The sequence below is a fragment of the Roseovarius faecimaris genome (assembly GCF_009762325.1).
GTDB lineage: Bacteria > Pseudomonadota > Alphaproteobacteria > Rhodobacterales > Rhodobacteraceae > Roseovarius > Roseovarius faecimaris.
Genome location: NZ_CP034348.1, coordinates 3,310,553 through 3,333,739, shown reverse-complemented (window position 1 = coordinate 3,333,739; position 23,187 = coordinate 3,310,553). Strand labels below are relative to the sequence as shown.

At 62.7% G+C, this 23,187-nt stretch carries 24 protein-coding genes; 14 read left to right on the top strand and 10 right to left on the bottom strand.

Annotated elements, in window-relative coordinates:
* From EI983_RS16695 to EI983_RS16645, 11 genes are all read left to right on the top strand, one after another.
* Nucleotides 1-171: a hypothetical protein gene (locus EI983_RS16695; protein ID WP_198389329.1), complete on the top strand. Its 171-nt coding sequence runs from the start codon at nucleotides 1-3 to the stop codon at nucleotides 169-171.
* Nucleotides 171-1,127 (top strand): calcium/sodium antiporter, encoded by a 957-nt coding sequence (locus EI983_RS16690; RefSeq protein WP_157709133.1) that lies wholly within the window; start codon nucleotides 171-173, stop codon nucleotides 1,125-1,127. Before EI983_RS16695 ends, EI983_RS16690 begins: the two co-directional genes overlap by 1 nt.
* A gap of 16 nt (nucleotides 1,128-1,143) precedes the next feature.
* Nucleotides 1,144-1,923: an SDR family oxidoreductase gene (locus EI983_RS16685; RefSeq protein WP_157708480.1), complete on the top strand. Its 780-nt coding sequence runs from the start codon at nucleotides 1,144-1,146 to the stop codon at nucleotides 1,921-1,923.
* Nucleotides 1,924-2,220: 297 nt separating this feature from the next.
* Nucleotides 2,221-4,092, top strand: a complete 1,872-nt coding sequence (uvrC, locus tag EI983_RS16680; protein WP_157708479.1) for an excinuclease ABC subunit UvrC — start codon at nucleotides 2,221-2,223, stop codon at nucleotides 4,090-4,092.
* Between the two features lie 18 nt (nucleotides 4,093-4,110).
* Nucleotides 4,111-5,253, top strand: coding sequence for a serine hydrolase domain-containing protein (locus EI983_RS16675; protein WP_246162215.1), 1,143 nt, complete (start codon nucleotides 4,111-4,113; stop codon nucleotides 5,251-5,253).
* 41 nt (nucleotides 5,254-5,294) lie between these two features.
* Nucleotides 5,295-5,966 (top strand): CDP-diacylglycerol--glycerol-3-phosphate 3-phosphatidyltransferase, encoded by a 672-nt coding sequence (pgsA, locus tag EI983_RS16670; protein ID WP_157708477.1) that lies wholly within the window; start codon nucleotides 5,295-5,297, stop codon nucleotides 5,964-5,966.
* On the top strand, nucleotides 5,963-6,211 hold the full coding sequence (gene moaD / locus EI983_RS16665; protein WP_157708476.1) for a molybdopterin converting factor subunit 1: 249 nt from the start codon (nucleotides 5,963-5,965) through the stop codon (nucleotides 6,209-6,211). Before pgsA ends, moaD begins: the two co-directional genes overlap by 4 nt.
* A gap of 3 nt (nucleotides 6,212-6,214) precedes the next feature.
* Nucleotides 6,215-6,664, top strand: a complete 450-nt coding sequence (locus EI983_RS16660; RefSeq protein WP_157708475.1) for a molybdenum cofactor biosynthesis protein MoaE — start codon at nucleotides 6,215-6,217, stop codon at nucleotides 6,662-6,664.
* A gap of 7 nt (nucleotides 6,665-6,671) precedes the next feature.
* Nucleotides 6,672-7,892 carry a phosphopentomutase gene (locus EI983_RS16655; RefSeq protein ID WP_157708474.1) on the top strand — a complete coding sequence of 407 codons (1,221 nt, stop codon included), beginning with the start codon at nucleotides 6,672-6,674 and terminating at the stop codon, nucleotides 7,890-7,892.
* Nucleotides 7,889-8,899 carry a deoxyribose-phosphate aldolase gene (deoC, locus tag EI983_RS16650; protein WP_157708473.1) on the top strand — a complete coding sequence of 337 codons (1,011 nt, stop codon included), beginning with the start codon at nucleotides 7,889-7,891 and terminating at the stop codon, nucleotides 8,897-8,899. Before EI983_RS16655 ends, deoC begins: the two co-directional genes overlap by 4 nt.
* Nucleotides 8,900-8,908: 9 nt before the next feature.
* Complete coding sequence (locus tag EI983_RS16645; RefSeq protein ID WP_157708472.1) at nucleotides 8,909-11,272, top strand: aldehyde dehydrogenase family protein; 2,364 nt, start codon at nucleotides 8,909-8,911, stop codon at nucleotides 11,270-11,272.
* 24 nt (nucleotides 11,273-11,296) lie between these two features.
* Here EI983_RS16645 and EI983_RS16640 read toward each other — a convergent pair whose 3' ends face one another.
* From EI983_RS16640 to EI983_RS16605, 8 genes are all read right to left on the bottom strand, one after another.
* Nucleotides 11,297-11,629 (bottom strand): DUF6614 family protein, encoded by a 333-nt coding sequence (locus tag EI983_RS16640; RefSeq protein ID WP_157708471.1) that lies wholly within the window; start codon nucleotides 11,627-11,629, stop codon nucleotides 11,297-11,299.
* Between the two features lie 10 nt (nucleotides 11,630-11,639).
* The gene (locus EI983_RS16635) at nucleotides 11,640-12,959 is read right to left on the bottom strand and encodes a M16 family metallopeptidase (RefSeq protein WP_157708470.1); all 1,320 of its coding nucleotides are present in this window, start codon (nucleotides 12,957-12,959) and stop codon (nucleotides 11,640-11,642) included.
* Complete coding sequence (locus EI983_RS16630) at nucleotides 12,956-14,287, bottom strand: M16 family metallopeptidase (RefSeq protein ID WP_157708469.1); 1,332 nt, start codon at nucleotides 14,285-14,287, stop codon at nucleotides 12,956-12,958. The genes EI983_RS16635 and EI983_RS16630 overlap by 4 nt, the downstream gene beginning before the upstream one ends.
* Before the next feature lie 91 nt (nucleotides 14,288-14,378).
* On the bottom strand, nucleotides 14,379-14,906 hold the full coding sequence (locus EI983_RS16625; RefSeq protein WP_157708468.1) for a DUF3035 domain-containing protein: 528 nt from the start codon (nucleotides 14,904-14,906) through the stop codon (nucleotides 14,379-14,381).
* A 52-nt stretch (nucleotides 14,907-14,958) separates the two neighbouring features.
* The gene (gene lspA, locus EI983_RS16620) at nucleotides 14,959-15,441 is read right to left on the bottom strand and encodes a signal peptidase II (RefSeq protein ID WP_157708467.1); all 483 of its coding nucleotides are present in this window, start codon (nucleotides 15,439-15,441) and stop codon (nucleotides 14,959-14,961) included.
* Nucleotides 15,442-15,498: 57 nt separating this feature from the next.
* Nucleotides 15,499-17,088, bottom strand: a complete 1,590-nt coding sequence (purH, locus tag EI983_RS16615; protein WP_157708466.1) for a bifunctional phosphoribosylaminoimidazolecarboxamide formyltransferase/IMP cyclohydrolase — start codon at nucleotides 17,086-17,088, stop codon at nucleotides 15,499-15,501.
* A 40-nt stretch (nucleotides 17,089-17,128) separates the two neighbouring features.
* Entirely contained in the window at nucleotides 17,129-18,877 is a 1,749-nt protein-coding gene (locus EI983_RS16610; RefSeq protein WP_157708465.1) for a heparinase II/III family protein, read from the bottom strand.
* Nucleotides 18,878-18,961: 84 nt separating this feature from the next.
* Nucleotides 18,962-20,248 carry an RsmB/NOP family class I SAM-dependent RNA methyltransferase gene (locus EI983_RS16605; protein WP_157708464.1) on the bottom strand — a complete coding sequence of 429 codons (1,287 nt, stop codon included), beginning with the start codon at nucleotides 20,246-20,248 and terminating at the stop codon, nucleotides 18,962-18,964.
* A gap of 73 nt (nucleotides 20,249-20,321) precedes the next feature.
* Here EI983_RS16605 and EI983_RS16600 point away from each other — a divergent pair, with 73 nt between their 5' ends.
* Nucleotides 20,322-20,504, top strand: coding sequence for a DUF1674 domain-containing protein (locus EI983_RS16600; protein WP_157708463.1), 183 nt, complete (start codon nucleotides 20,322-20,324; stop codon nucleotides 20,502-20,504).
* Nucleotides 20,505-20,615: 111 nt separating this feature from the next.
* Here the strand turns inward: EI983_RS16600 and EI983_RS16595 are convergent, their stop codons facing one another.
* Both EI983_RS16595 and dapB read right to left on the bottom strand, forming a co-directional pair.
* The gene (locus EI983_RS16595; RefSeq protein ID WP_157708462.1) at nucleotides 20,616-20,969 is read right to left on the bottom strand and encodes a dihydrodipicolinate reductase; all 354 of its coding nucleotides are present in this window, start codon (nucleotides 20,967-20,969) and stop codon (nucleotides 20,616-20,618) included.
* Nucleotides 20,970-21,042: 73 nt separating this feature from the next.
* Nucleotides 21,043-21,855, bottom strand: a complete 813-nt coding sequence (dapB, locus tag EI983_RS16590) for a 4-hydroxy-tetrahydrodipicolinate reductase (protein WP_157708461.1) — start codon at nucleotides 21,853-21,855, stop codon at nucleotides 21,043-21,045.
* A 186-nt stretch (nucleotides 21,856-22,041) separates the two neighbouring features.
* Between dapB and rbfA the strand changes: the two genes are divergently transcribed.
* Entirely contained in the window at nucleotides 22,042-22,437 is a 396-nt protein-coding gene (gene rbfA / locus EI983_RS16585; protein ID WP_157708460.1) for a 30S ribosome-binding factor RbfA, read from the top strand.
* Nucleotides 22,438-22,440: 3 nt separating this feature from the next.
* Nucleotides 22,441-23,175: a phosphodiester glycosidase family protein gene (locus tag EI983_RS16580; RefSeq protein ID WP_157708459.1), complete on the top strand. Its 735-nt coding sequence runs from the start codon at nucleotides 22,441-22,443 to the stop codon at nucleotides 23,173-23,175.
* Nucleotides 23,176-23,187: the final 12 nt, after the last annotated feature.

Here is a 23,187-nt window from a genome sequence, read left to right as displayed (position 1 = left end):
GTGATAGCCAAGATTGTCGCCCTCTTTCTGGTTTTCATCGCCGTGCTTGGCGTGTTCGGCAAGCTGCGCTTTCCGGGGCAGAAGCGGCTCGCCTCGGCCAAATGCCCGAAATGCGGGCGCTACCGTATCGGCAAGGGGCCCTGTCCCTGCGGCAAAGGCGGTAAGGCGTGATCACGCCCTGGCTTCTGTCGGGGCTTGGCCTGGTGATCCTGCTGCTGGCGGGGGATGCCCTGGTCAAGGGCGCGGTGAACCTCAGCCTGCGGGTGGGTATTCCGGCGCTGATCGTGAGCCTGACAATTGTCGCCTTCGGCACCTCCGCGCCTGAGCTTCTGATCTCGGTCAATGCCGTGATCGAAGGCAAGCCGGGCCTGGCGCTTGGCAATGTGGTGGGGTCCAATACGGCCAATATCCTTCTGGTGCTGGGGGTGCCCGCCCTGTTGGCCGGGCTGCACACAAGCGGCTGCCGCTGCCGCAAGACCTATCTCTTCATGATCAGCGCGACGGTGCTTTTCATCGCGCTCGCCTTCCGTGGTACATTTGACATGATCGCCGGGCTTGTGCTTCTGGGGGCGCTGACCTTTGTCCTTCTGGATGCGTTTCGTGACGCGCAGATGCACCGCAAGGCTGCGGCTGTGGTGGTGCTCGATGAAGAGGAAGAGGTCGAAGGCGCTGACCCGGACATGCCCTGGTGGCAGATCGTCCTGTTCCTGGTTCTTGGTCTGATCGGTTTGCCGCTCGGGGCGGATCTTCTGGTGGATAATGCTTCGATCATTGCCCGCGCCTTCGGGGTGAGCGACGCGGTGATCGGGCTGACGCTTGTGGCCCTTGGTACCTCGCTGCCCGAGTTGGCGACCACTGTGATGGCCGCCCTTCGCAAGCAGGCCGATGTGGCGCTTGGGAATGTTATCGGGTCGAACATGTTCAACCTGCTGGCCATCATCGGGATCACCACCCTTGTCGGCCCGATCCCGGTTGACCCGGAATTCCTGCTGTTCGACCTTTGGGTGATGCTGGGCGCGTCGCTTCTGCTGATCCCGTTTGTCTTTCTCAAACAGGATATCGGTCGCAGGTGGGGCATTGCCTTGACCGCACTGTATCTGATCTATGTTGTCATCGTCCTGACCTGATCAGAAAGGCGATCCAATGACCCGAGCTCTTGTCACCGGTGCCGCGCGGCGGCTTGGCCGCGCCATGGCGCTGCGCCTTGCGGAGCTGGGCTATGACGTGGCCATTCACTATGCGAGTTCCTACGAGGATGCGGGCGATGTCGCCGGGGAGATCGAAGCGCTTGGCCGCAAGGCGCCGGTGCTGGCCGCCGACCTGCTGAACGAGGCCGATGTGGCGAGCCTGATCCCGCGCGCGGTTGATGCTCTGGGCGGGCCACTAACGGTGCTGGTGAACAACGCGTCGATCTTTGAGTACGACACGATCGAAAGCGCAACCCGAGAAAGCTGGGACCGGCATTTCGAAAGCAACCTGCGCGCGCCTTTCGTTCTGGCGCAAGGCTTTGCGTCACAGGTGCCGGAGCCGGTCAAGGATGAGAATGGAGAACCGGTGGCGCAGGGGTTGGTGATCAATATGATCGACCAGAGGGTGCGGCGGCTTACGCCGGAGTTCATGAGTTATACCCTGGCCAAATCCGCGCTCTGGACCCTGACGCAGACGGCAGCGCAGGCGCTGGCGCCACGGGTGCGCGTGAATGCGATCGGTCCTGGCCCAACCTTGCGCGGCGGACGGCAGACCGAAGCGCAGTTTGCCGCCCAACGCGCGGCGACCCTGCTGCAACGCGGAGCGGATCCGGGTGAGATTTGCGCGGCTTTGACGTATCTGTTGGAGGCGCGCGCCGTGACCGGTCAGATGATCGCCGTGGACGGGGGGCAGCACCTCGCCTGGGAGACACCGGATGTGATTGGGACAGAATAATTTTCTGAGTCTCAAACCAAGTTTTCCACCTGTCACAGCGCGTTAACAAAACCGTTACAAAAAACTTAATAGAATCAGTATTTTGGCATTTAGGAAGTTTTATTGTTATGTAAATCAATGACTTGCCTAACCGCCTATTTTTTAGGCACTTTAACGAAGTGGGCCGAAAACAAAGGAAAATTTCGCAGCGGCCAATCTTATCTCCAGACTTATCCACAAGAACCGTGGACAGGTTTCCTCTTGCTCATTCCGCGATAAGGTTGCAGCGACCCCGGGCAGAATCACATTAGCAGGCAAATGACCGAAGACACCGCGCAAACTGTTACCGCAACCGGCCATGGCGTGATCCAATCCTACCTCAGGACGCTGGATGGCTCGCCCGGTGTTTACCGCATGCTCGATGCGCAGGCGCGGGTGCTTTACGTGGGCAAAGCCCGCAATCTGAAGGCGCGGGTCTCAAGCTATGCCCGGCCCACGGGTCATACCCCGCGCATCGCCCGGATGATCTCGGAAACCGCGTCGATGATGTTCCTTACCACGGCGACCGAGACCGAGGCGCTGCTTCTGGAACAGAACCTGATCAAGCAGCTCAAGCCCAAATTCAACGTGCTCTTGCGCGACGACAAGAGTTTTCCAAACATCCTCGTCACCAAGGCGCATGACTTTCCGATGATCAAAAAGCATCGCGGGGCGAAAAAGGAGAAGGGGGCGTATTACGGACCGTTTGCCAGCGCCGGCGCAGTGAACCGGACGCTGGGCCAGTTGCAGCGGGTGTTTCAGCTGCGCAATTGCTCTGACAGTATGTTCGACAGTCGCACGCGGCCTTGCCTGCAATACCAGATCAAGCGCTGCACCGCGCCCTGCGTCGGGTATATCGACAAAGCGGATTATGCCCGGCAAGTGGCCGATGCAGAGCGGTATCTGTCGGGCCGCAGCACGGATATTCAGGAGAAGCTGGCGGCCGAGATGTCCGCGGCGTCCGAGGCGATGGAATTCGAACGCGCCGCCGCGTTGCGGGACCGGATCAAGGCGCTGACCCAGGTCCAGACCTCGCAGGGGATCAACCCGCGCACCGTGACCGAAGCAGACCTGATCGCGCTGCATCTGGAGAAGGGGCAGGCATGTGTGCAGGTCTTCTTTATCCGGGCGGGGCAGAATTGGGGCAACCGCGATTTCTATCCCCGTGTCGGCGAGCATGTGGAGGAGGCCGAGGCGCTGGAGGCCTTCATCGGCCAGTTCTATGACAGCAAGGAGCCGCCGCGGCAGCTGATCCTGTCACATCCGATTGAGAACGCCGATCTGATGCAGGAGGCACTGAGCGAAAAGCTGGGCCGTAAGGTCACGCTGATCGTGCCGCAAAAGGGCGAGAAGGCCGAGCTGATTGACGCCGCCCTGCGCAATGCCCGCGAGAGCCTGGCGCGGAAGATGGCCGAGAGCGCGACGCAGGGCAAGCTGCTCAAGGGGCTGGCCGAGGCGTTCGAGCTGCCCGCCCCGCCCAGCCGGATCGAGGTTTATGACAACTCCCATATTCAGGGCACCAACGCTGTGGGCGCGATGATCGTGGCGGGGCCCGAAGGCTTCATGAAAAACCACTATCGCAAGTTCAACATCAAGGGCGAGAGCCTCACGCCCGGCGATGATTTCGGGATGATGAAAGAGGTGCTGACCCGCCGGTTCAAGCGTTTGCTGAAGGAGGACCCGGACCGTGAGCAGGGGCTCTGGCCCGATCTGCTGTTGATCGACGGCGGTGCTGGGCAGGTGAGTGCGGTGGCCGGGATCATGCGCGAAATGGGGGTGGAGGGCATTCCGATGATCGGTGTGGCCAAGGGGGTGGACCGGGACGCAGGCAAGGAAGAGTTTCACCGGGTGGGCCAACGCCCCAAAGCGCTGAGGCATAATGATCCGGTGCTGTATTTCGTGCAGCGTCTGCGTGACGAGGCGCACCGTTTTGCCATTGGCACCCACCGGGCCAAACGGGCCAAGGCCGTGGGGGCAACCCCGCTTGATGACGTGCCGGGCGTCGGGGCCGCGCGCAAGCGGGCGCTGCTGGCGCATTTCGGGTCGGCCAAGGCGGTGAGCCGGGCGGCGCTGGCCGATCTGAAGGCGGTCGAAGGTGTGTCGGACGCGCTGGCGCAGAAGGTCTATGATTTCTTCCATGAAAACGGGTGAGGGCAGGGTATGGAGATGATGTCAGGGTTTCCTCCGCCTGAAGAGGCGCGTGTCACGCTGGCCAACTGGCGGACGGCGCCGTTCAACCGCTGGGCCTTCCACCATGTGCGTGAGATCGTTCCGACGGCGGAGATTGCGCATGATCCCGATGACATATGGCACTTGCCCCGCAAGGACCGCAGCATAGCGGGGCTGAACAAGGCGCTGGATGGCTGGTCCAACGATGCGCTAGTCATTCTGCACCGCGGGGCGGTGGTGCATGAAAGCTATCGCAACGGGATGACGGCCGATGATCCGCATATTCTGATGTCGGTGTCCAAATCGCTGCTGGGGCTGGTCGCGGGGGCGATGGCCGAAACCGGTGCGCTGGATGTGGCCGCCCCGATCACAGAATATCTGCCGGAATTGTCCGGGACCGCCTTTGGCGGGGCGACCGTCCGGCAGGCGCTGGATATGGAGGTCGCGCTGAGCTTTGCCGAAGATTATTTTGCGACCGAAGGCCCGATCATCGAATATCGCAAGGCGATGAACTGGCAGCCGTTGGGTGAAGGCGAGGCCGCGCTGGACCTCTACAGTTTCATGCGCCTGCTGACCGAGTGCGACGGCCCGCATGGGCAGCGTTTCCGCTATGCCTCGCCGGTGACGGATATGCTGGGCTGGGTTCTGGAACGGGCCAGCGGTCAGCGCTATGCAACGCTTCTTTCGCAGCACCTCTTGCAGCCTCTGGGTGCGGAGCGCGCGGGATATATCACCGTCGACCGGATCGGTGGCGCGCGGGCGGCGGGGGGCATCTGCCTGACCGCGCGGGACCTGGCGCGGATCGGGCAGATGATGCTTCAGCGTGGGGCGCGCGAGGGGCGGCAGGTGATCCCGGAGAGTTGGGTCGACGGCATCCTGCGCGGCGGGAACAGGACCGCCTGGCAGCAGGGGGATTTCGCCGACCGCTTTCCTGGGGTCGATATGTCCTATCGCGCCAAGTGGTATATCAATCATGACGCGGGTACGGTCCATGCCCGGGGTATCCACGGCCAGCTTCTGCTTGTCGATCCGGCGCAGGAGCTTGTGATTGTCTGGCTGAGTTCGGAGGCTCTGCCGATCAACCCGGACTGGACGGCGCATGTCTTTGCCACGGCAGAGCGGATCGGTACGGCCCTCGTCTGAGCGGCCTTCCCCCCGCCTGAGAGAGTCGATATGCATAGCGCATGACATGGACCATCCCGAATATCCTTACGCTTCTGCGGTTGCTCGCGGCTCCGGGTGTGGCTGTGATGTTCCTCTATTTCACGCGCCCCTGGGCGGATTGGTTTGCGCTGATTCTGTTCGTGAGCGCGGCGGTGACCGACTGGTTTGACGGCTATCTCGCCCGGGCCTGGAAACAGACGACCAAGCTTGGCACCATGCTGGACCCGATCGCCGACAAGGCGATGGTTGTGATCGCACTGATGGTGATTGTCGGCTTCTCGGATGTTTACTGGACGCCGTGGCTGGTTTTGCCGGCGACGGTGATCCTGTTTCGCGAGGTCTTTGTCTCGGGCCTGCGCGAATACCTGGGGGATACGGCGGGGACGCTGAAGGTCACGAAGCTTGCCAAGTGGAAGACCACGGCACAGATGGTAGCGATTGCCGTGCTGTTTTCGCGCGGGATTTTCGAGCATCACCTCGTCATGGGCTCTTTTGGCATGGATCAGGCGATGGTGGATCAGATCATGATGGGCGAGACCGAGGATCTGAATCATCTGCGCCTTTACTATCACGCGATGGTCTGGTCCGGGCGCCTGGGGCTCTGGCTGTTGTGGATCGCGGGGCTTCTGACCCTAATTTCGGGGGTGGATTATTTCCGGAAAGCCCTGCCATATCTGAAGGATAAGCCATGATTGACGTGCTGTATTTCGCCTGGGTGCGTGAACGGATCGGCCATCCGAAGGACCGCGTGGACACACAAGCCGCGACGGTGATGGAGCTGGTTGAAGAGTTGCGCAGCCGCGAAGAACGCTATGCGGCGGCGTTTGAAGATCTGAGCGCCTTGCGCGTGGCGGTCGATCAGGAACTGACGGAGTTTGATGCCCCCCTCAAAGGCGCGCGAGAGGTGGCGTTCTTCCCGCCGATGACCGGGGGCTGAGCGATGGATATCCGTGTCCAGCAAGAGCCGTTTGACCTTGGCGTGGAGGCGCAGGGGTTCGCCACGCGCCAAAGCGGCATGGGTGCGGTCGTGACTTTTACCGGGATCGTGCGCGACGTGGCCGGTGGCCTGCGGGAGATGGAGATCGAGCATTATCCGGGGATGACCGAAAAGGCATTGTCGAAGATCGCCGCAGAGGCGCAGGCGCGCTGGCAGATCGGCGATGTGATGATCATCCACCGGTTTGGCCGGTTGCATGCGGATGAGATGATCATGATGGTCGCCACTGCCTCACGCCATCGCAAGGATGCGTTCGAGGCGGCGGAGTTCCTGATGGACTACCTCAAATCCCGCGCGCCTTTCTGGAAGAAAGAGCATACCAGCGACAGTGACGGCTGGGTCGCGGCGCGCGACGAGGACGAAGACGCGCTGAACCGCTGGACCGGGGGTTGAGCGTGCGATGCGCGCGATCCTGATCATCCTCGACAGTTTCGGCATAGGCGGAGCACCGGATGCGGGCGAGTTCGGGGATGAGGGGGCCAACACGCTTGGCCATATTGCGGAGGTCTGTGCCTCTGGCGCGGTGAGCCCGGCCCGGCCTGACCCCGGCCCGCTGCACCTTCCGCATATGGCGTCGCTGGGGCTTTGGCAGGCGCTCGACTGCGCTGACGGCACGCCCCTTGCCGCGCCTGACGGCTTGCGCGGGGCCTGGGCCGCGGCCACGGAGATCGGGCGTGGCAAGGATACGCCATCGGGCCATTGGGAGATCATGGGTTGTCCGGTCATGGATCCGCCGCGCGTGTTTCCGGATCAGGAAAACGCGTTCCCGGCAGAGCTGATCGCTGAGATCATGGAGGTCGGCGACGTGCCCGGAATGCTGGGCAATTGCCATGCGGGCGGCACAGCGATTGTCGATGCACTGGGCGCGGAGCATCTGCGCACCGGCAAACCGATTGTCTACACCTCGGTCGATTCCGTCTTGCAGATCGCGGCGCATGAAGACGCGTTCGGCCTTGATCGTTTGATGCGGCTTTGCGAGGTCACGCGCAAGATCGCTGACAGATACAAGATCGGCCGCGTTATCGCGCGGCCTTTTATCGGCAAGGACGGCCATTTCGAGCGCACGGGGAACCGCCGCGATTTCACCATGCCGCCACAGGCACCGACCATTCTGGACCGGTTGCAGGAGGCCGCTCGTGAGGTGATCGCCATCGGCAAGATCGGCGATATCTTTGCCCACCGCGGGATCAGCGAGAACCGAAAGGCCTTTGGCACCGATGCGCTTTTTGATCTGACCGTCGAAGCGATGGACGATCTGCCCGAGGGCGGGTTGCTGTTTGCGAACTATGTGGATTTCGACACGCTTTACGGCCACGGGCGCGACCCGTTGGGGTATGCCGCAGCGCTGGAGGCGCTGGACGCCCGCCTGCCAGAGCTATTTGCAGCGCAACGTCCGGGCGATATGCTGATCCTGTCGGCGGATCATGGGAATGACCCGACCTGGCGCGGCAAGGACCACACGCGCGAACGGGTGCCGGTGCTGATCCGGGGTGGGCGGCGGACGACTGGCCTGGGGCTGAGGCATATGGCGGATATCGGCGTCAGTATCGCGGCACATCTGGGGGTGGAGTACACAGGCCACGGTCAGAGTTTTCTGGACGAGATCGGAGGGGTCACATGACCACCACGCAAAGCAGCACGGTACTGGGACAGGCGCATCTGCCTGCCACCACAGCGCAGCATGAGCGCAATCCAGGTGCGCCGCTGGATCTTGATGTCATCCATGCCGTGCAGGTGAACACCTCCGCCGTCGAGCGCCGCGCCGCGCAGTTGGGCGCACGCCGCAGCGTGAAGAAGGCGCACCAGGCGGCGTGGCTTTTGCGGGCGATCACACTCATTGACCTAACCACGCTCAGCGGTGACGACACGCCGGGCAAGGTCCGGCGCCTGTGTGCCAAGGCGCGCCATCCGCTGCGCCGCGATCTGGTGGAGGCGCTTGGGGTGGAGGAGTTGCGCATCGTGCCGGGTGCGGTCTGTGTCTATCACGAGATGGTCGCGACGGCGGTCGAGGCGCTGGAGGGCACGGGTATCCCGGTCGCGGCGGTCTCGACGGGGTTCCCTGACGGGTTATCGCCGTTTGATCTGCGGGTGAAAGAGATCGAAGCCTCGGTTGCGGCGGGTGCGCGTGAGATCGACATCGTCATCTCGCGCCGCCATGTGCTGCGCGGAGACTGGCAGGCCCTGTATAACGAGATGCGCGCCTTTCGCGCGGCCTGTGGCGAGGCACATGTGAAGGCGATCCTTGCCACCGGACAGTTGGGCAGCCTGCGCAATGTGGCGCGAGCGGCGCAGGTCTGCATGATGGGTGGCGCGGATTTCATCAAGACATCGACCGGCAAGGAGGCGGTGAATGCGACGTTGCCGGTGAGCCTGACCATGGTCCGTACGGCGCGGGATTACGAGGCGCGCACGGGCTATCGGATCGGGTTCAAACCGGCAGGCGGCATTTCAAAGGCCAAGGATGCGCTGGTCTATATGTCGCTGATGAAGGAAGAGCGCGGCAATGACTGGCTTGCGCCGGATCTCTTCCGTTTCGGTGCGTCGAGTTTGCTGGGCGATATCGAGCGGCAATTGGAACACCATGTGACCGGGCGCTATTCGGCGGCGTTCCGGCACGGGCTGGGGTAGGAGAGGACGATGACGGTCAAGGATATTTTCCATACGCTGGAGTATGGCGAAGCCCCGGAAAGCCCCGCCCCGGCACAGGACTGGCTGGAGGCGCATGACCGCCGGTTCGGACTGTTCATCGACGGTGCTTTTAAGAAGCCCGGCAAGGATCTGTTCGAGACGCGCAACCCTGCGACTGGGAAACGGCTTGCAGAATTGACCGAGGCGCGTCCGGCGGATGTCAACAGAGCCGTCGCGTCAGCGAAAGCGGCGCAACCGGAGTGGGCGGCGCTGGGCGGGGCTGGTCGTGCGCGGTTCCTTTATGCTTTGGCGCGGCTGGTGCAGAAGCACGCGCGCCTCTTCGCGGTGCTTGAAAGCCTCGATAATGGCAAGCCGATCCGCGAGAGCCGCGACGTGGATATTCCTCTGGTCATCCGGCATTTCTATCATCATGCCGGGTGGGCACAGGTGATGGAGGCGGAGTTTCCGGGCCATACGCCCATCGGTGTTGCGGGTCAGATCATCCCGTGGAACTTTCCGCTGCTGATGCTTGCGTGGAAAATCGCGCCGGCGTTGGCCACGGGAAATACGGTGGTTCTGAAACCGGCGGAATTCACCTCGCTTACCGCGCTGCTTTTTGCCGAGATTTGCCAGCAGGCCGGGTTGCCGCCGGGGGTGGTCAATATCGTGACGGGGCATGGCCCCGTGGGCGAGGCGATTGCCCGGCACAAGGATGTGGGCAAGCTCGCCTTTACCGGCTCGACCGAGGTCGGCCGCCATCTGCGTCAGGTCACGGCCGGTTCGGGCAAGCGGCTGACGCTGGAGCTGGGTGGCAAGTCACCTTTCATCGTGTTTGACGATGCCGATCTCGATAGCGCGGTAGAGGGGATCGTCGATGCGATCTGGTTCAATCAGGGACAGGTGTGCTGTGCGGGTTCGCGGCTATTGGTGCAGGAGTCGATTGCCGGGACTTTCTATGGAAAGATACGCAACCGAATGGAGGGGTTGCGGCTGGGCGATCCGCTCGACAAGAGCATTGATATTGGCGCGATGGTCGATCCGGTGCAGCTTTCCCGGGTGGAGGCGATGGTGGCGCGCGGGGTTGAAGAGGGTGCTGTTCTGCATCAGGCCGGTCACGCTCTGCCTGAAACGGGCTGCTATTACCCGGCCACGCTGATGACGGGTGTGGAGCCGAGCGACACCCTGGCGCAGGAAGAGATATTTGGCCCGGTCCTGGTGGCCATGACATTCCGCACGCCCGCCGAGGCGGTGCAACTGGCCAACAATTCGCGCTACGGACTTGCCGCGAGTATATGGTCCGAGAATATCAACCTTGCGCTTGGGACCGCGCCGCAGATCAAGGCGGGTGTGGTATGGGTCAATGCCACCAACCAGTTTGATGCGGCGGCGGGCTTTGGCGGGGTCCGCGAAAGCGGGTTTGGCCGCGAAGGAGGCCGCGAAGGGATACTGGATTATCTGACGGCTCCGACACCCGTAGCACCCCGGCTAAAGACGACAAAGCCCGTCGGCTATGAAGGGCCGCGCACCGGTGTGGACCGCACCGCCAAGCTCTATATCGGGGGAAAGCAGGCGCGGCCGGACAATGGCCAGAGCCTTGAGGTGCGCGCGCCCGATGGCGCGCTGATTGGTCATGTCGGTCATGGCAGCCGCAAGGATATCCGCAATGCGGTCGAAGCCGCCACGGCGGCGCAACCCGGCTGGGCCAAATGCAGCGCGCATCTGCGTGCGCAAATCCTCTATTACATCGGTGAAAACTTGGATGCTCGGGCCGAAGAATTTGCAGCGCGGCTGCGCCATATGACGGGCATATCGGCCAGTGCCGCACGTCGGGAAGTCGCGGCTTCGGTCGATCGGTTTTTCACCTATGCGGCGTGGGCCGACAAGTATGATGGCAGGGTGCATGCAGTCCCAATACGGGGGCTGGCGCTGGCGATGAACGAACCGGTGGGCATCATCGGGATCGCGGCCCCGGACGATGCACCGCTTTTGGGTGCGGTTTCGCTCATTGCGCCGGCCATCGCCATGGGCAATGCGGTGATTGCCATCCCCTCCGGGGCGCATCCTCTCGCCGCGACGGATTTCTACCAGGTTCTGGATACGTCCGATCTTCCTGGCGGGGTGGTCAACATCGTGACCGGTCCGCGCGATGATCTGAGCGCCACCCTCGCCGATCACTATGGCGTCGATGGACTGTGGTATCATGGTTCGCCCAAGGGCGCTGAAACGGTCGAGCGCCTTTCGGCCTGCAATCTGAAACGGACCTGGGTGCAGAGCGCGCGGATCGACTGGTACGACACCGCGCAGGCCGAGGGCGAGGCGTTTCTGCGCGCGGCGACTGCGGTCAAGAATATCTGGGTGCCCTACGGCGAATGACGGCATGAGTGAGCGCCCCAGCGCTCAGCCCATGTCTTCCCAGCAGGTGAACACCGTGTCGCGCAGGCGGCGATACATGGTCAGGTGGCTTGATGTGCCCGGAGCCGCGCGGGCCTCGATATGAGCATAAGACGCATCGAGCTGAGCACGGTCGCGAAAGCTGAGCACCGAGAAGTATTGCCGGGGGTTGTCCTCAACCGTGTCCATCGGAGTGTCGGCCACCCGGCGTGCCAGCGGGCTGGCCCCGGCGATCACGCCCGCCGCCTCTAAGTCCTTCACGAAAGCCGCATAGTCGGCACGAAAGGTCTCAAGGCTTTCGTCATCTTTGAGATTGAAGCCCGAGAGCATGTGAATCATCGCGCCGGTCCTATTGCGTGGTGGTGTCGAGACCTTCGGGTTGGCCCACCACGAAAAAGGTCAGCTTGTCAGGGTCCAGACGTTCCCGCGCCACGCGGTTGATCTGTTCCAGTGTCACCGCGTTCACCTTGTCATTCCGGGTGCGGATATAATCGGTGGGCAGGTCATCAAGCTGCATGCTTACCGCGATCCGGGCGATCGGCCCATTGCCGTCAAAGCGCAGCGGATAGGCCCCGGTCAGATAGGTCTGCGCGTCGCGCAGTTCCTCTTCGGTGACGCCTTCATCACGCATCCGGGTCCATTCCTCACGGATGACGCGGATCGTCTCGGCCACCCGATCATTGGCCGAGGCGGTGCCGCCGGCCCAGAGATTGGCGTAGTCGGGGATGCTGAGATAGGAATACACGCCGTATGTCAGCCCGCGTTTCTCGCGTACTTCGGACATCAGGCGGCTTTCGAACCCACCGCCACCAAGAATGTGATTAAGGACATATGCCGCGAAAAAGTCAGGGTGATCGCGGTCAATCCCCGGCTGCGCGAAGCGTACCACCGATTGAGGTGTTTCGAATTCGTAGACGCGTACGCCGCCGGGCAGGTCGGGCTCTGCCATTTGAGGCAGGTCCGGGCCGCTTTCGGGAAGACCTTCAAGCAAGTTATCGAGCAGCGTGCTCAATTCCTCGGCCGTGATATCGCCCACTGCGCCGACATAAACACGGTCGCGGGTGATCGCCTTTTCCAGGGCGCCAACCAGGTCGTCGCGTGTCAGCGCAGCAACGGTTTCCAGCGTGCCATTCATCGGAAAGGCATAGGGGTGATCACCGAAGATATCGCGGTAATAGTAGAGGTTGGCCAGCTCTTCGGGATCCTTGAGATCGGATTGAAGCACCGACAAGACCTGCGCGCGCACGCGTTCCAGAGCTTCGTCGTTGAACTGCGGCGCAGTCAGGGCATCGCGCAGCAGAGCCATCGTTTCCTCGGTATTTTCCGTCAGAAAGCGGGTCGAGACCGAGATGGTATCATGGTCCACGCTGAACGAGATCGAGCTGGCCAGAGTGTCGCGCGCCTTGGCAAATTCGCGCGCATCGCGGTCTCCGGCCCCTTCTTCGAGCAGCACAGTCATCAGGTGCACCATGCCCAGCTTGTCAGGGGTGTCGAGCCCTGCACCGCCCCGGAATTTCAGTTCAAGCGCAATGAAGGGAATGGCGTGTTCTTCGACCAGCCAGGCCTCGATGCCGCCGGGGGTGGTGATTTCCTTGATGTTGATCTCTGCCCGCGCAGGCAGGGTGAAGGCGGCCAGCGCGGCCAGAACAGTAAGCGCAGTGCGGATCATTGGGTTGCCTCCGGTGCCATCAGCCAGCCTGTTACGGAACGGTCGCGGTCGAACACATCGCGCGCGGCCGCCATGATATTATCCTCTGTCACGGACTGGACCAGCCCGGGCCACGCCTGAACATCGGCCACGGTCAGGCCCTGCGACAGGGCGCGGCCATATTCATCGCCGATGGAGCCAACATCGTCGCGCTCATAGATGCGCTCGGCCTTGATCTGATTGCGGATCCGTTCCAGGTCTTCGGGGTCCACGCCTTCTTCCATGAACTCGGCGATCGCCTGATCCATGGCGTCCTCGGCCTCTTGCAGGCTGACCCCTTCGGCCGGCGCGACGATGAGGGTGAACTTGGTATCATCCAGCGACAGGTCATTGTACCAGACCGCTGAGAACACGGCTTTCTTGCTTTCGAACTGGAGCTTCTCGGTCAGGACCGAATTCGGGCCGCCACCCAGGATATTGGCAAGCATGGTCAATGCGGCGGCCTTCTCCTGTGCGCCGGGGTCGCGTTCGGGTGCTGTATAGGAGCGGCTGACATAAGGTTGAGAGACGCGCGCATCCTTGAATATCAACCGCCGTTCTGCGGTCTGGGGCGGCTCCTGCGGGCGCGCGCGGGGTTTCAGATCGGGGTTCGGCGGCAGGACGCCATAGTATTTCTCCGCCAGCGTCCGAACCTCCTCGGGGTTCACATCGCCAGCGACCACGAGGATGGCATTGTTGGGCGCGTAATACTCGCGGTAGAAGGCGAGCGCATCGTCGAGGTCCAGGGCTTCCATCTCGTGCCGCCAGCCGATGACCGGCACGCCATAGCGATGGTTGAGGTATTGCGCTGCGTTCTTCTGCTCGCGGAACAGGCTGAACGGGTCGTTTTCGACGCGCTGGTTGCGTTCTTCGATGATCACATCGCGCTCGGTCAGGATGTCGTCTTCGTCGAGCTGGATATTGACCATCCGGTCGCTCTCCATCTTCATCATCAGTTCAAGCCGGTCCGAGGCGATACGCTGAAAATAGGCGGTGTAATCGTAGCTGGTGAAGGCGTTGTCCGACCCACCATTGCGCATCACCGTGGCCGAAAACTCACCAGGTTCCATGGTTTTGGTGCCCTTGAACAGGAGATGCTCAAGAAAATGCGCGACACCGGAGACCCCGGGCTGCTCATCGGCGGAGCCTGCCCGATACCAGACCATATGCACCACCACCGGCGCGCGGTGGTCCTCGACCACAACGACCTCCATGCCGTTGTCGAGTGTGTAGGTGGTCACATCGCCAGCGGCCCAAAGGGGGCGGGCAAAAGCCAAAGCAAGGCCAAGGAAAACAATCAAAAGGCGCATCTGTTACTCCTTCATGAGCACGGCACTGATGAGTAGATACGCCAAGCGGCCGCGCAATCAAGCGCGTTGACATGTCTGTGAAGCGTTTGGGTTACTCTTCTGGCGGCGCAGAAGGTGTCGTGACACCAGCCCGGCGAAGGCGTTCATATTCGGCATAGGCATCCAGCCATTGCCGACGATAGGCGTTGGTATAATCGTCATTGGGGCCGATATTGAGGATATTCACACGGCCGTGACGGCGGCGGACTTCCTTGTCCTCAACACGCAGCGTCTCGCGGATATTGGCCGCAGTGCCATAACGGCCGGTGTAATTGACCAAAGCGCCGTCCGCACTGGAGACGCCGCTGGCCACCAGGGCACCGGGATTGCCGCCCAGGGCCGCCACGCCATCGCCGCGCGGGTTCTGATCGGTCAGGTTGGACCCGCCCGGGGTCGGTGTCGGAAGACTCGAAAAGTCCTCCGGCGGCTGCAGCGGCTTGCCTGGGATGATAGAGAACTCATCCGGGCCATTGCCCGTATGCTTGATCTTGCGAAGCTGGATATCCTTATCGCGCTGCCCGCAGGCAGCAAGGCTGAGCACCAGCACGGACAAAATCAAAGCGTTTCGCGGCATCCTCATCGCCACTCTCCCACGTCGTTCCGCCTCGGTTTACCCCATGATTGCGGCAAGGTCACGCGGCCTTTTCATTATGCGGCAGCACCACCAGCCCAAACGCACCGATAAAGACCGCGATATCGGCAATGTTGAAGGCATAGGGGTTCTGTACCCCGCAGCAGGACATATTGATGAAATCCGCCACCGCGCCATAGAGTACCCGGTCCACCACATTGCCAAGCGCACCGCCCACCAGAAACCCGGCGGCGATCCGGTGCCACAAGCTACCTGGCTCCCTGTATATCCACCACAGGACTGCGGCGGCGATCGTCAGGGCCACGCCGATCAGCACCCAGCGCATCATCTCGCGCTGTTCGGCGCTGTCGAGAGACAGAAGGCCAAAATTGATCCCGTAATTCCAGGCCATGCGCAGGTTGAAATACGGATCCCACACATTGATCGCCAGTACACGGTCCAGGCTGAGCATATGCACCACGTAATATTTCGTGGCCTGGTCCGACAGGAATATGATGACCGCCACCCAGAACACGGTGCGCATGCTGCTCTCCTCGGGCTCGGGCGCGTCTTCGGTGCGGCCCGTTAGCTTTCTCGCGTCTTAGTGCCGGAAATGGCGCATCCCGGTCAAGACCATTGCCAGCCCGGCTTCGTCAGCGGCGGCAATCACCTCATCGTCGCGCATCGACCCGCCGGGGTGGATCACGGCGGTGGCGCCTGCTTCGGCCGCCGTGAGCAACCCATCGGCAAAAGGGAAGAAGGCGTCGGACGCCACCACGGAGCCCTGTGTGAGCGGCGTGGCCAGACCAAGCGCCTCGGCCATGTCCTGCGCCTTGCGCGCAGCGATCCGGCAGCTGTCGACCCGGCTCATCTGGCCTGCGCCGACACCCACGGTGGCGCCATCCTTCACATAGACAATCGCGTTGGATTTCACGTGTTTGGCGACTTTCCAGGCAAAAAGCATATCGGCCATTTCGGCCGCGCTCGGCTGGCGTTTCGTGACAACGCGCAGGTCATCTGCGTTGAGCCGCCCGTTATCCTTGTCCTGAACCAGGTAGCCGCCCGAGACCTGCTTGAGCATCATGCCCGCGGCACCCGGGTCCGCCAATCCCTGGGTGGTGAGCAGACGCAGGTTCTTCTTCTTGGCAAAGATACTCATGGCATCGGCGTCTGCACCGGGCGCGATCACCACTTCGGTGAAGATGCCCGATATTTCTTCGGCGGTAGGGCCATCGAGCGGTTGATTGAGCGCGATGATCCCGCCGAACGCAGAGGTGCGGTCGCAGTCAAACGCTTTCTTGTAGGCCTCAACCAGGCTTTCGCCACGCGCCACGCCACAGGGGTTGGCATGTTTGATGATCGCCACTGCCGGTCCCTCGGCCGGGTCGAACTCGCTCACCAGTTCAAACGCGGCGTCGGTGTCGTTGATGTTGTTGTAGCTCAGCTCCTTGCCCTGATGCTGGGTGGCGGTCGCCACACCGGGCCGGTCAGAGCCATCCACGTAGAACGCGGCATTCTGATGCGGGTTCTCGCCGTAGCGCAGGGATTGCGCCAGAGTGCCCGCTACCGCGCGGCGTTTGGGTGTTTCGATTCCCACCGCCCCAGCCATCCAGTTCGAGACGGCCGCGTCATAGGCTGCCGTGCGGGCATAGGCCTTCTGCGCCAGTTTCTTGCGGAACTTGGGACAGGTCTTGCCGCCATGCTGATCCAGGTCGCCGATAACGGCGTCGTAATCCTCCACGTCGACGACCACGGTCACGAAGGCATGGTTCTTTGCCGCCGCGCGGATCATCGCCGGGCCGCCGATGTCGATGTTTTCGACACAGGTGTCATAGTCGGCGCCCTTGGCAACGGTTTCCTCGAAGGGATAAAGATTGACCACAAGCAGGTCGATCGGGCCGATGCCGTGCTCGTCCATCGCGGCCTTGTGGTCGGCGTTGTCACGCAGCGCCAGAAGGCCACCATGCACCATAGGGTGCAGCGTCTTGACCCGGCCATCCATCATCTCGGGAAAGCCGGTAACCTCCGCAACATCCCGCACCTCCAGCCCGGCGTCCCGCAGGGCCTTGGCGCTGCCGCCGGTCGAGAGCAGTTCGACGCCGCGCTTGGCCAGCGCCCGGCCGAGCTCGATAAGGCCGGTCTTGTCGGATACGGAAAGGAGCGCGCGGGTCAGCGGTGCAAACTCGGTCATGTCTGGATCAGGTCCCTCAAGTGGTGTCAGGCGTCAGCTATCAGTCTTCGGCCAGAGGGTCCAACTCATCCACCGCGAGGTCGCGGATGCTGACCGGCGTTTCCTGTGCCTTGGCCAGGGACCATCTGACACGGCTCGCATACTGCATTATCCGCCCGGAGAGAACGATCTGCTTTGTCGCACGTGGCTTCAGCCGCAGCTTTTCCAGATAGACACTCGGTTCAACCGACATCTGGGCCACGCCATCGGTGCGGAAAATCCAGATTTCTCCGCTTTTCAGCGCCAGCGAGACAGCCGTCCCGCCCATATCGATGGAGGCATCGACATCCGGGTGCAGGTGAAAGCGGATGTCAAAGGGAATGCCCTGCAGGCTTGATCGGTCAAGGGCGGCATCGAACCGTGTGCGGTCTTCGTCGGTGAGTGTGACCAGCATGTCCTCTGATGCCATGCCACGCCCGTCAAAGGTCATTTCGATCTTGCGCACATGCGTCAGGCCATATTTGCGGCGATACCCGTCCTGTCCCCCTTCGAAGCGCAACCCGTCCTGCGCCTGGCTGATCTCGATCTGTACGTTGCGAGGGGTGTCATGCAGCCAGTCCCGTGCCTGGCCTTTCGCGCCGAGCGTCGAGCTGGAGCGCCCGTCGAGGATCAACGTGGAATGCGACGGCGTGGCGCGGCCCGCGCGCCTCCATTCGGGGCCGAAACTTGCCCCCGAGCCGCAGTTGACGATCACCGGCCGCCGTCCCGAGGTCAGTTCGAAGGCCAGCGTCGAGGCGTGCGCACCCACCGAGGCGCGCCCCTTGGGGGGTTGGCTTGCGTCTATGATGACACTGGTGCGCCCCGCGCTGAGCCGGGCAAATCCCATGGCCAGCCCATCCGCGGCCCGCGATTTCACGCCGCTGGTGGCCAGCGCGCCATCGAGCCGCCCTTCGAGCCCCCGCCCACCGCCATGGAAGCGCGCAAGCCCGCCATCGGCATGGCGCAGGGTCCGCAGGGTGGGGGCGATGCGCTCGATCGCGCTCCAATGGGCATTCCCTGGCGTGTGGCCCGTCTCCGATAGAGCGAGAGCGGCCCAGGTGAGCAGGGTGAAGACCTCCAGCAACTCCTCGGGGTTGCGTGTGGGCAGACCGCCCTGGCTGTCGATCTGGGAATCGCATTCACGGGCGAGGGCCGCCAGCGCCGGGGCGACATGTCCTTCCATCCCTTCCAGCGACAGCCCTGCATAGATCATGCCGGTGAGGGCCTCGAATCGCGACAGGCCCGGCGGAGAGGCTTTCCAGCGGCGGGAGAGAAACAGCGTCTGCTGGCCCAGGGAGCGCATGAAGGCTTCGGATTCCGCACTTTCCACGCCGTTCAGCAGAAACAGCGCATGGGTGATCCAGCGGATCAGTCGCCGCCCGGTGAGTTCAGGCGTCCAGCCGGGACCGCGTGCGCCGCCGTATCGGGCGATCCAGTCGATTGTCCAGCGCTGTGCGGCTTTGCGGGCCGGGGCATCACCTGCCGCGGCGAGGTCGTCGAGCCAGCCAAAGCCGTGCTGCTCGGCTTCGAATTCAGCATTGGGCGGCTTGAGTTCCCACATATCCACGCCCGGCGCCTGCAACAACGCGCCGCCAAAGACGAAGTTACCGGCACTCAACTGGCGCCCACGGGCAAAACTGCCGATCGTGCGCGGCTCGGGCTGAGAGATGAAGGCGGTCGCCGGACGTGCCCAGGTGGCCCGCCGCGCATGCAGACGGTTCAGAAAATGCGACCAGCGCGCCGAGATATCCTGTGGATCCGCTGAAACCATCTGCCTAGCCTCGTGACGCTCTTTACGGCGTTGTTTCGGCCAATATAGAGGTGCCAGCGGCGCAAGTCACCGCCAGAATGCAGCTTAGTTGTCCTTCGGCGGTTCCCGGCGCAGGACGGAGATATAGAACCCGTCCATCCCGCCACGGTCGGCCCAGTAATCGGGACGCAGGCGCAATCCGCCTTCTTCGGTGATCCAGGCCGGATCAATGCCCGGGCGCTCAAGCGCCGCGCGATCCGCAACGAGGCCCGGATGCCGCGCCAGCGCATCCTCTATCTGCACTTCCCCCTCATCCGGCAAGAGCGAGCAGGTGCAATAGACAAGGCGCCCGCCCGGTTTCAGAAGGCTCAGCGCATGGTCGAGCATGGCCTGCTGGAGGTCGATGAGCGCCCCGAATTCACTGCCATCCTTGGCGAAGGGCAAATCCGGGTGCCGTCGGATCGTGCCGGTGGCCGAACAGGGGGCATCCAGCAAAATCGCATCATACGGCCCGCCCGAATGGGTCAGCGCATCCTCGGTCAGGCAGGCGGCCGTGAGACCGGTACGCGCGAGGTTCTGCGTCACCCGTTCCATCCGTGTCGCGGAGACGTCGAGCGCCGTGACCGTCGCGCCAGCGGCGGCCAGTTGAAGCGTCTTGCCGCCAGGCGCCGCGCAGAGGTCGAGGATCGCCTCGCCCGGTTTGGGGTCCAGAACCTTGGCGGGGATTGCCGCCGCGGCGTCCTGTACCCACCAGTCGCCCGCATCATAGCCGGGCAGGGCCGAGACCTGTCCCGCTTCCCGTAGGCGGACGGTTCCCGTCGGAAGAACCGTGCCGCCGGTTGCCTTTGCCAAGGCATCGGGATCGCCTTTCGCCGTGAGGTCAAGCGGCGCACCGGCAAAGTGAACCTTCTCCATCGCGTTCATCACGCCTTGCCCATAGGCTTTCACCAGCGGCTCCCGAAGCCAGTTGCGTAACCGCGGAATGCGCAGGTCATGCCATTTGCGCGGCCCATCCTCGGCCACCTTGCGCAGAACCGCATTCATCAACCCCTTGAGATTGCCGTAGCGTCGGTGTCGCCCGATGATGGCAACCATATCGTTGACAACCCCGTGCGCATCCCCCCCGGTGCAGAGTTCCACAGTCCCCACGCGTAACAGGTTATGCACGGTCAGGGGCGGGGGTTTGCGGAGGAACTTCGACAGAATCCGGTCCGCCCGCTCCATGCCCCGCAACGTGTCCATGGCGAGGCGTTGCGCACGGGCGCGGTCCTCGGGGGGCAGGCGGTCGAGCGTACCCGAGGCGATGAGTTCCGGCATCAGCCGACCTTCGCCGATGATCTGGTCAAGCAGAACGGCAGCCTTGTGGCGTGCAGAGGGGGGCAGTGGGGGCATGTGGCGATTGGGCTCCTTGCCGGGGCGGGATGCGCGCGTATATCAAGGGTCAGACCACAAAGGAACCCGCGCCATGAGCGATACCGACCGAAAAGACCTGCCACCGGAAGCCCTCCGTGCCCTGGCAGAGGCCGAGGAACGCCGCGCCAAGGCTGCCGCGCTGGATCTGCCCAAAGAATTGGGCGGCCGCCGCGAAGGGCTGGAACCCGTGCGTTATGGCGATTGGGAGAAAAAAGGCCTGGCCATAGATTTCTGAGGCGTGTCGCCTCAGATCCTGCAAAGCGCCTCAGCGTTTTTTTCGGATAAAGCCGCAGGTCGTCGGGGCTGCGAGGGCCTCGCGCCCAGTCTTAGGCCTGCGCGCGCCGGTTTACTTCAGTCGCAAGTCCGCAGAATCGCCCACCCCCCGATCAGAGGTGAAACGCAGCGTGTCTCCCTGCACTTTCACTTCCTGGCAATTCTGTCCCAGATCATCTCCGCCCCAGTACAGGTCCCGGCAGAAATAGCCCGAATTCCACGACCAGGAGCCGGTGACATCATATCCGAACGCCCGACCCTGAATCTGACCATCAGGAGTGACCCGAAGTTTGATGCCGACACGGGTCAGTTCCCGGCCATCCAGCAAAGACACGAAGGTGTTGCGGTCATCGACCTTGTAAAAGCCATCGGCCTGTGCGGGCAGGGCAAACAGACCGACAAAGACAGCAGTGAGAACGTAGCGCATGGCATAGGCTCCTCAGGCGTACACCAACGAAATACGCAAGAGGCCCGAGGTTGGATCACCTGGTGAAGAAAATTTATTTCAGGCCCAGCACGTCCAGCATGTCATATTCACCCGGCTTGCGTCCCAGCCCCCACAGCGCTGCCTTCAGCGCGCCGCGCGCAAAGACCGCACGGTCGCTGGCAACATGGCGCAGGGTGATGCGCTCTCCTGCTGCGGCAAAGAGCACATCGTGTTCTCCGACGATATCGCCGCCGCGGATAGCGGTGAAGCCGATATGGCCGCGTTCACGCTTGCCGGTAATCCCATCGCGACCCCGGTCCGAGACCGCGCCAAGATCCACTCCCCGCCCGTCAGCGGCCGCTTCCCCCAACATCAGCGCGGTGCCGGAAGGGGCATCGACCTTCTGATTGTGATGGGCCTCGATGATCTCGATATCATAGTCTTCATCGAGTGCTGCGGCGACCTGTTTGGTCAGTTGCACCAGCAGATTTACGCCAAGGCTCATGTTGCCCGCACGGATAATGGTCGCGTGGCGCGCGGCCACATGAATGCGCGCCAGGTCCTCGTCCGTCATGCCAGTGGTGCCGATGACATGCACCGCCCGCGCCTGAGCGGCCAGCCCGGCGAAGGCGACAGTGGCGGCAGGTGAGGTGAAGTCGATTACCGCCTGTGCGCTGGCAAATGCCTCAAGCGGGTCATCCGTGACCGTCACTCCGGTCTCGGGCCCGCCCATCGCCGCGCCAATATCCTGTCCGATCCAGGCGTGGCCTTCGCGCTCCACAGCCCCCACGAGCCGCGCCTTGCTGCTGTCCTGAATGGTCCGGATCAGCATCTGGCCCATGCGGCCGGATGCTCCTGTGACGACGATCCCGGGGCTGTCGGTCATCTCTTTCTCCCTTTTTGCCGCGCATTCCATAGCCCGGACCGCCAGTGTCAGACAATCGTCAATCTGCCGAATTGCCAGCAAGTTCTGGTCAGAAAAACCCCCGTCAAAGCCAGGATGCGCGCGCAGAGCGCCCGATCTGCGGGGTTATCGCTTGGCAAATCAGGGCGCACCGCTTAGATGCAGCCCATGGCAAAGAACAAGTTTCATGACGGACCCGGTCCCTCCCAGCGCCAGTTGCGCGTGGGAGAGCTGATCCGGCGCGCCTTGTCGGAGGTGCTGACGCGCGGCGACGTGCATGACCCTGAGCTCAACCGGCTTTCGGTCACGGTCGGTGAAGTGCGGATGTCGCCCGACCTCAAGGTGGCCACCGCCTATGTCAGCGCCCTGGGCGGCGCGGGCGAGGCGGATCTGATTCCGTTTCTGGCGCGCAATAAGCCTGAGCTGCGCCGGATCATCGGCAAGACGCTGGCACTCAAATACGCCCCGGATCTGCGCTTTCGCCATGACACGACCTTTGACCAGATGGATGAAGCACGCCGCCTGTTCGCACAGGAGGAAGTGCGCCGGGACATCGAGGAATAACCGATGCGCTGGCTCGTCTCGGCGCTGATGCTTCTGGCCCTGCCCGCCGCTGCGGTCGAGTGCCGCGATCTGCGGTTTCAGGACCAGGTGTTCACCTTGTGCGAAGTGAACACTGCCACCGAGGATCTCCGGCTTTTCCTGACGGACCCGGAGACAGGCCGCCCCCTGGGCAGTTTTGAGAATGTCGAGGCCCGGCTTGGCGCGGGGGGAGAGCGGCTCGCCTTTGCGATGAACGCTGGCATGTATCACGCTGACCGCAGCCCTGTCGGCCATTATGTCGAGGACGGTCAGGAACGCAGCCCCGTGATCAGCAGCGATGGACCTGGGAATTTCGGACTTCTGCCCAACGGTATCTTCTGTGTGAGCGACGGCGTCGCGAGGGTGATCGAAACCCGGCGGTTTCTGCGAGAGCGCCCCGCCTGCCGGTATGCCAGTCAGTCGGGGCCGATGCTGGTGATTGATGGTGCGCTTCACCCGCGCTTCCTGAAGCAGAGCGACAGCACGTATATCCGCAATGGGGTGGGCACCACGGCGGATGGCAAGACGGCCTATTTCGTCATCTCGCAAGCGGCCGTGAATTTTTACACTTTTGGTAGCCTCTTCAAAGAGGTGCTGAAGGTGCCGCAGGCGCTCTATTTCGACGGGAATATCTCACGGCTTTATGCGCCGGGGATCGGCCGGAGCGACGGCGGCTTTCCAATGGGGCCGATTGTGGGCGTTGTCGCCTCAAGCGAGTGATTGACGCCTCGC

Coding starts and splice junctions, on each gene's coding strand:
- EI983_RS16605 (WP_157708464.1), bottom strand. CDS start 20,248: ATGCCCCCACTGCCCCCCTCTGCACGCCACAAGGCTGCCGTTCTGCTT.
- EI983_RS16675 (WP_246162215.1), top strand. CDS start 4,111: ATGTCAGGGTTTCCTCCGCCTGAAGAGGCGCGTGTCACGCTGGCCAAC.
- uvrC (WP_157708479.1), top strand. CDS start 2,221: ATGACCGAAGACACCGCGCAAACTGTTACCGCAACCGGCCATGGCGTG.
- EI983_RS16655 (WP_157708474.1), top strand. CDS start 6,672: ATGCGCGCGATCCTGATCATCCTCGACAGTTTCGGCATAGGCGGAGCA.
- EI983_RS16630 (WP_157708469.1), bottom strand. CDS start 14,287: ATGCGCCTTTTGATTGTTTTCCTTGGCCTTGCTTTGGCTTTTGCCCGC.
- dapB (WP_157708461.1), bottom strand. CDS start 21,855: ATGACCGACAGCCCCGGGATCGTCGTCACAGGAGCATCCGGCCGCATG.
- EI983_RS16640 (WP_157708471.1), bottom strand. CDS start 11,629: ATGATTCACATGCTCTCGGGCTTCAATCTCAAAGATGACGAAAGCCTT.
- EI983_RS16645 (WP_157708472.1), top strand. CDS start 8,909: ATGACGGTCAAGGATATTTTCCATACGCTGGAGTATGGCGAAGCCCCG.
- EI983_RS16685 (WP_157708480.1), top strand. CDS start 1,144: ATGACCCGAGCTCTTGTCACCGGTGCCGCGCGGCGGCTTGGCCGCGCC.
- EI983_RS16625 (WP_157708468.1), bottom strand. CDS start 14,906: ATGAGGATGCCGCGAAACGCTTTGATTTTGTCCGTGCTGGTGCTCAGC.
- pgsA (WP_157708477.1), top strand. CDS start 5,295: ATGACATGGACCATCCCGAATATCCTTACGCTTCTGCGGTTGCTCGCG.
- EI983_RS16610 (WP_157708465.1), bottom strand. CDS start 18,877: ATGGTTTCAGCGGATCCACAGGATATCTCGGCGCGCTGGTCGCATTTT.
- moaD (WP_157708476.1), top strand. CDS start 5,963: ATGATTGACGTGCTGTATTTCGCCTGGGTGCGTGAACGGATCGGCCAT.
- purH (WP_157708466.1), bottom strand. CDS start 17,088: ATGACCGAGTTTGCACCGCTGACCCGCGCGCTCCTTTCCGTATCCGAC.
- EI983_RS16580 (WP_157708459.1), top strand. CDS start 22,441: ATGCGCTGGCTCGTCTCGGCGCTGATGCTTCTGGCCCTGCCCGCCGCT.
- EI983_RS16635 (WP_157708470.1), bottom strand. CDS start 12,959: ATGATCCGCACTGCGCTTACTGTTCTGGCCGCGCTGGCCGCCTTCACC.
- EI983_RS16595 (WP_157708462.1), bottom strand. CDS start 20,969: ATGCGCTACGTTCTCACTGCTGTCTTTGTCGGTCTGTTTGCCCTGCCC.
- rbfA (WP_157708460.1), top strand. CDS start 22,042: ATGGCAAAGAACAAGTTTCATGACGGACCCGGTCCCTCCCAGCGCCAG.
- EI983_RS16600 (WP_157708463.1), top strand. CDS start 20,322: ATGAGCGATACCGACCGAAAAGACCTGCCACCGGAAGCCCTCCGTGCC.
- lspA (WP_157708467.1), bottom strand. CDS start 15,441: ATGCGCACCGTGTTCTGGGTGGCGGTCATCATATTCCTGTCGGACCAG.
- EI983_RS16660 (WP_157708475.1), top strand. CDS start 6,215: ATGGATATCCGTGTCCAGCAAGAGCCGTTTGACCTTGGCGTGGAGGCG.
- deoC (WP_157708473.1), top strand. CDS start 7,889: ATGACCACCACGCAAAGCAGCACGGTACTGGGACAGGCGCATCTGCCT.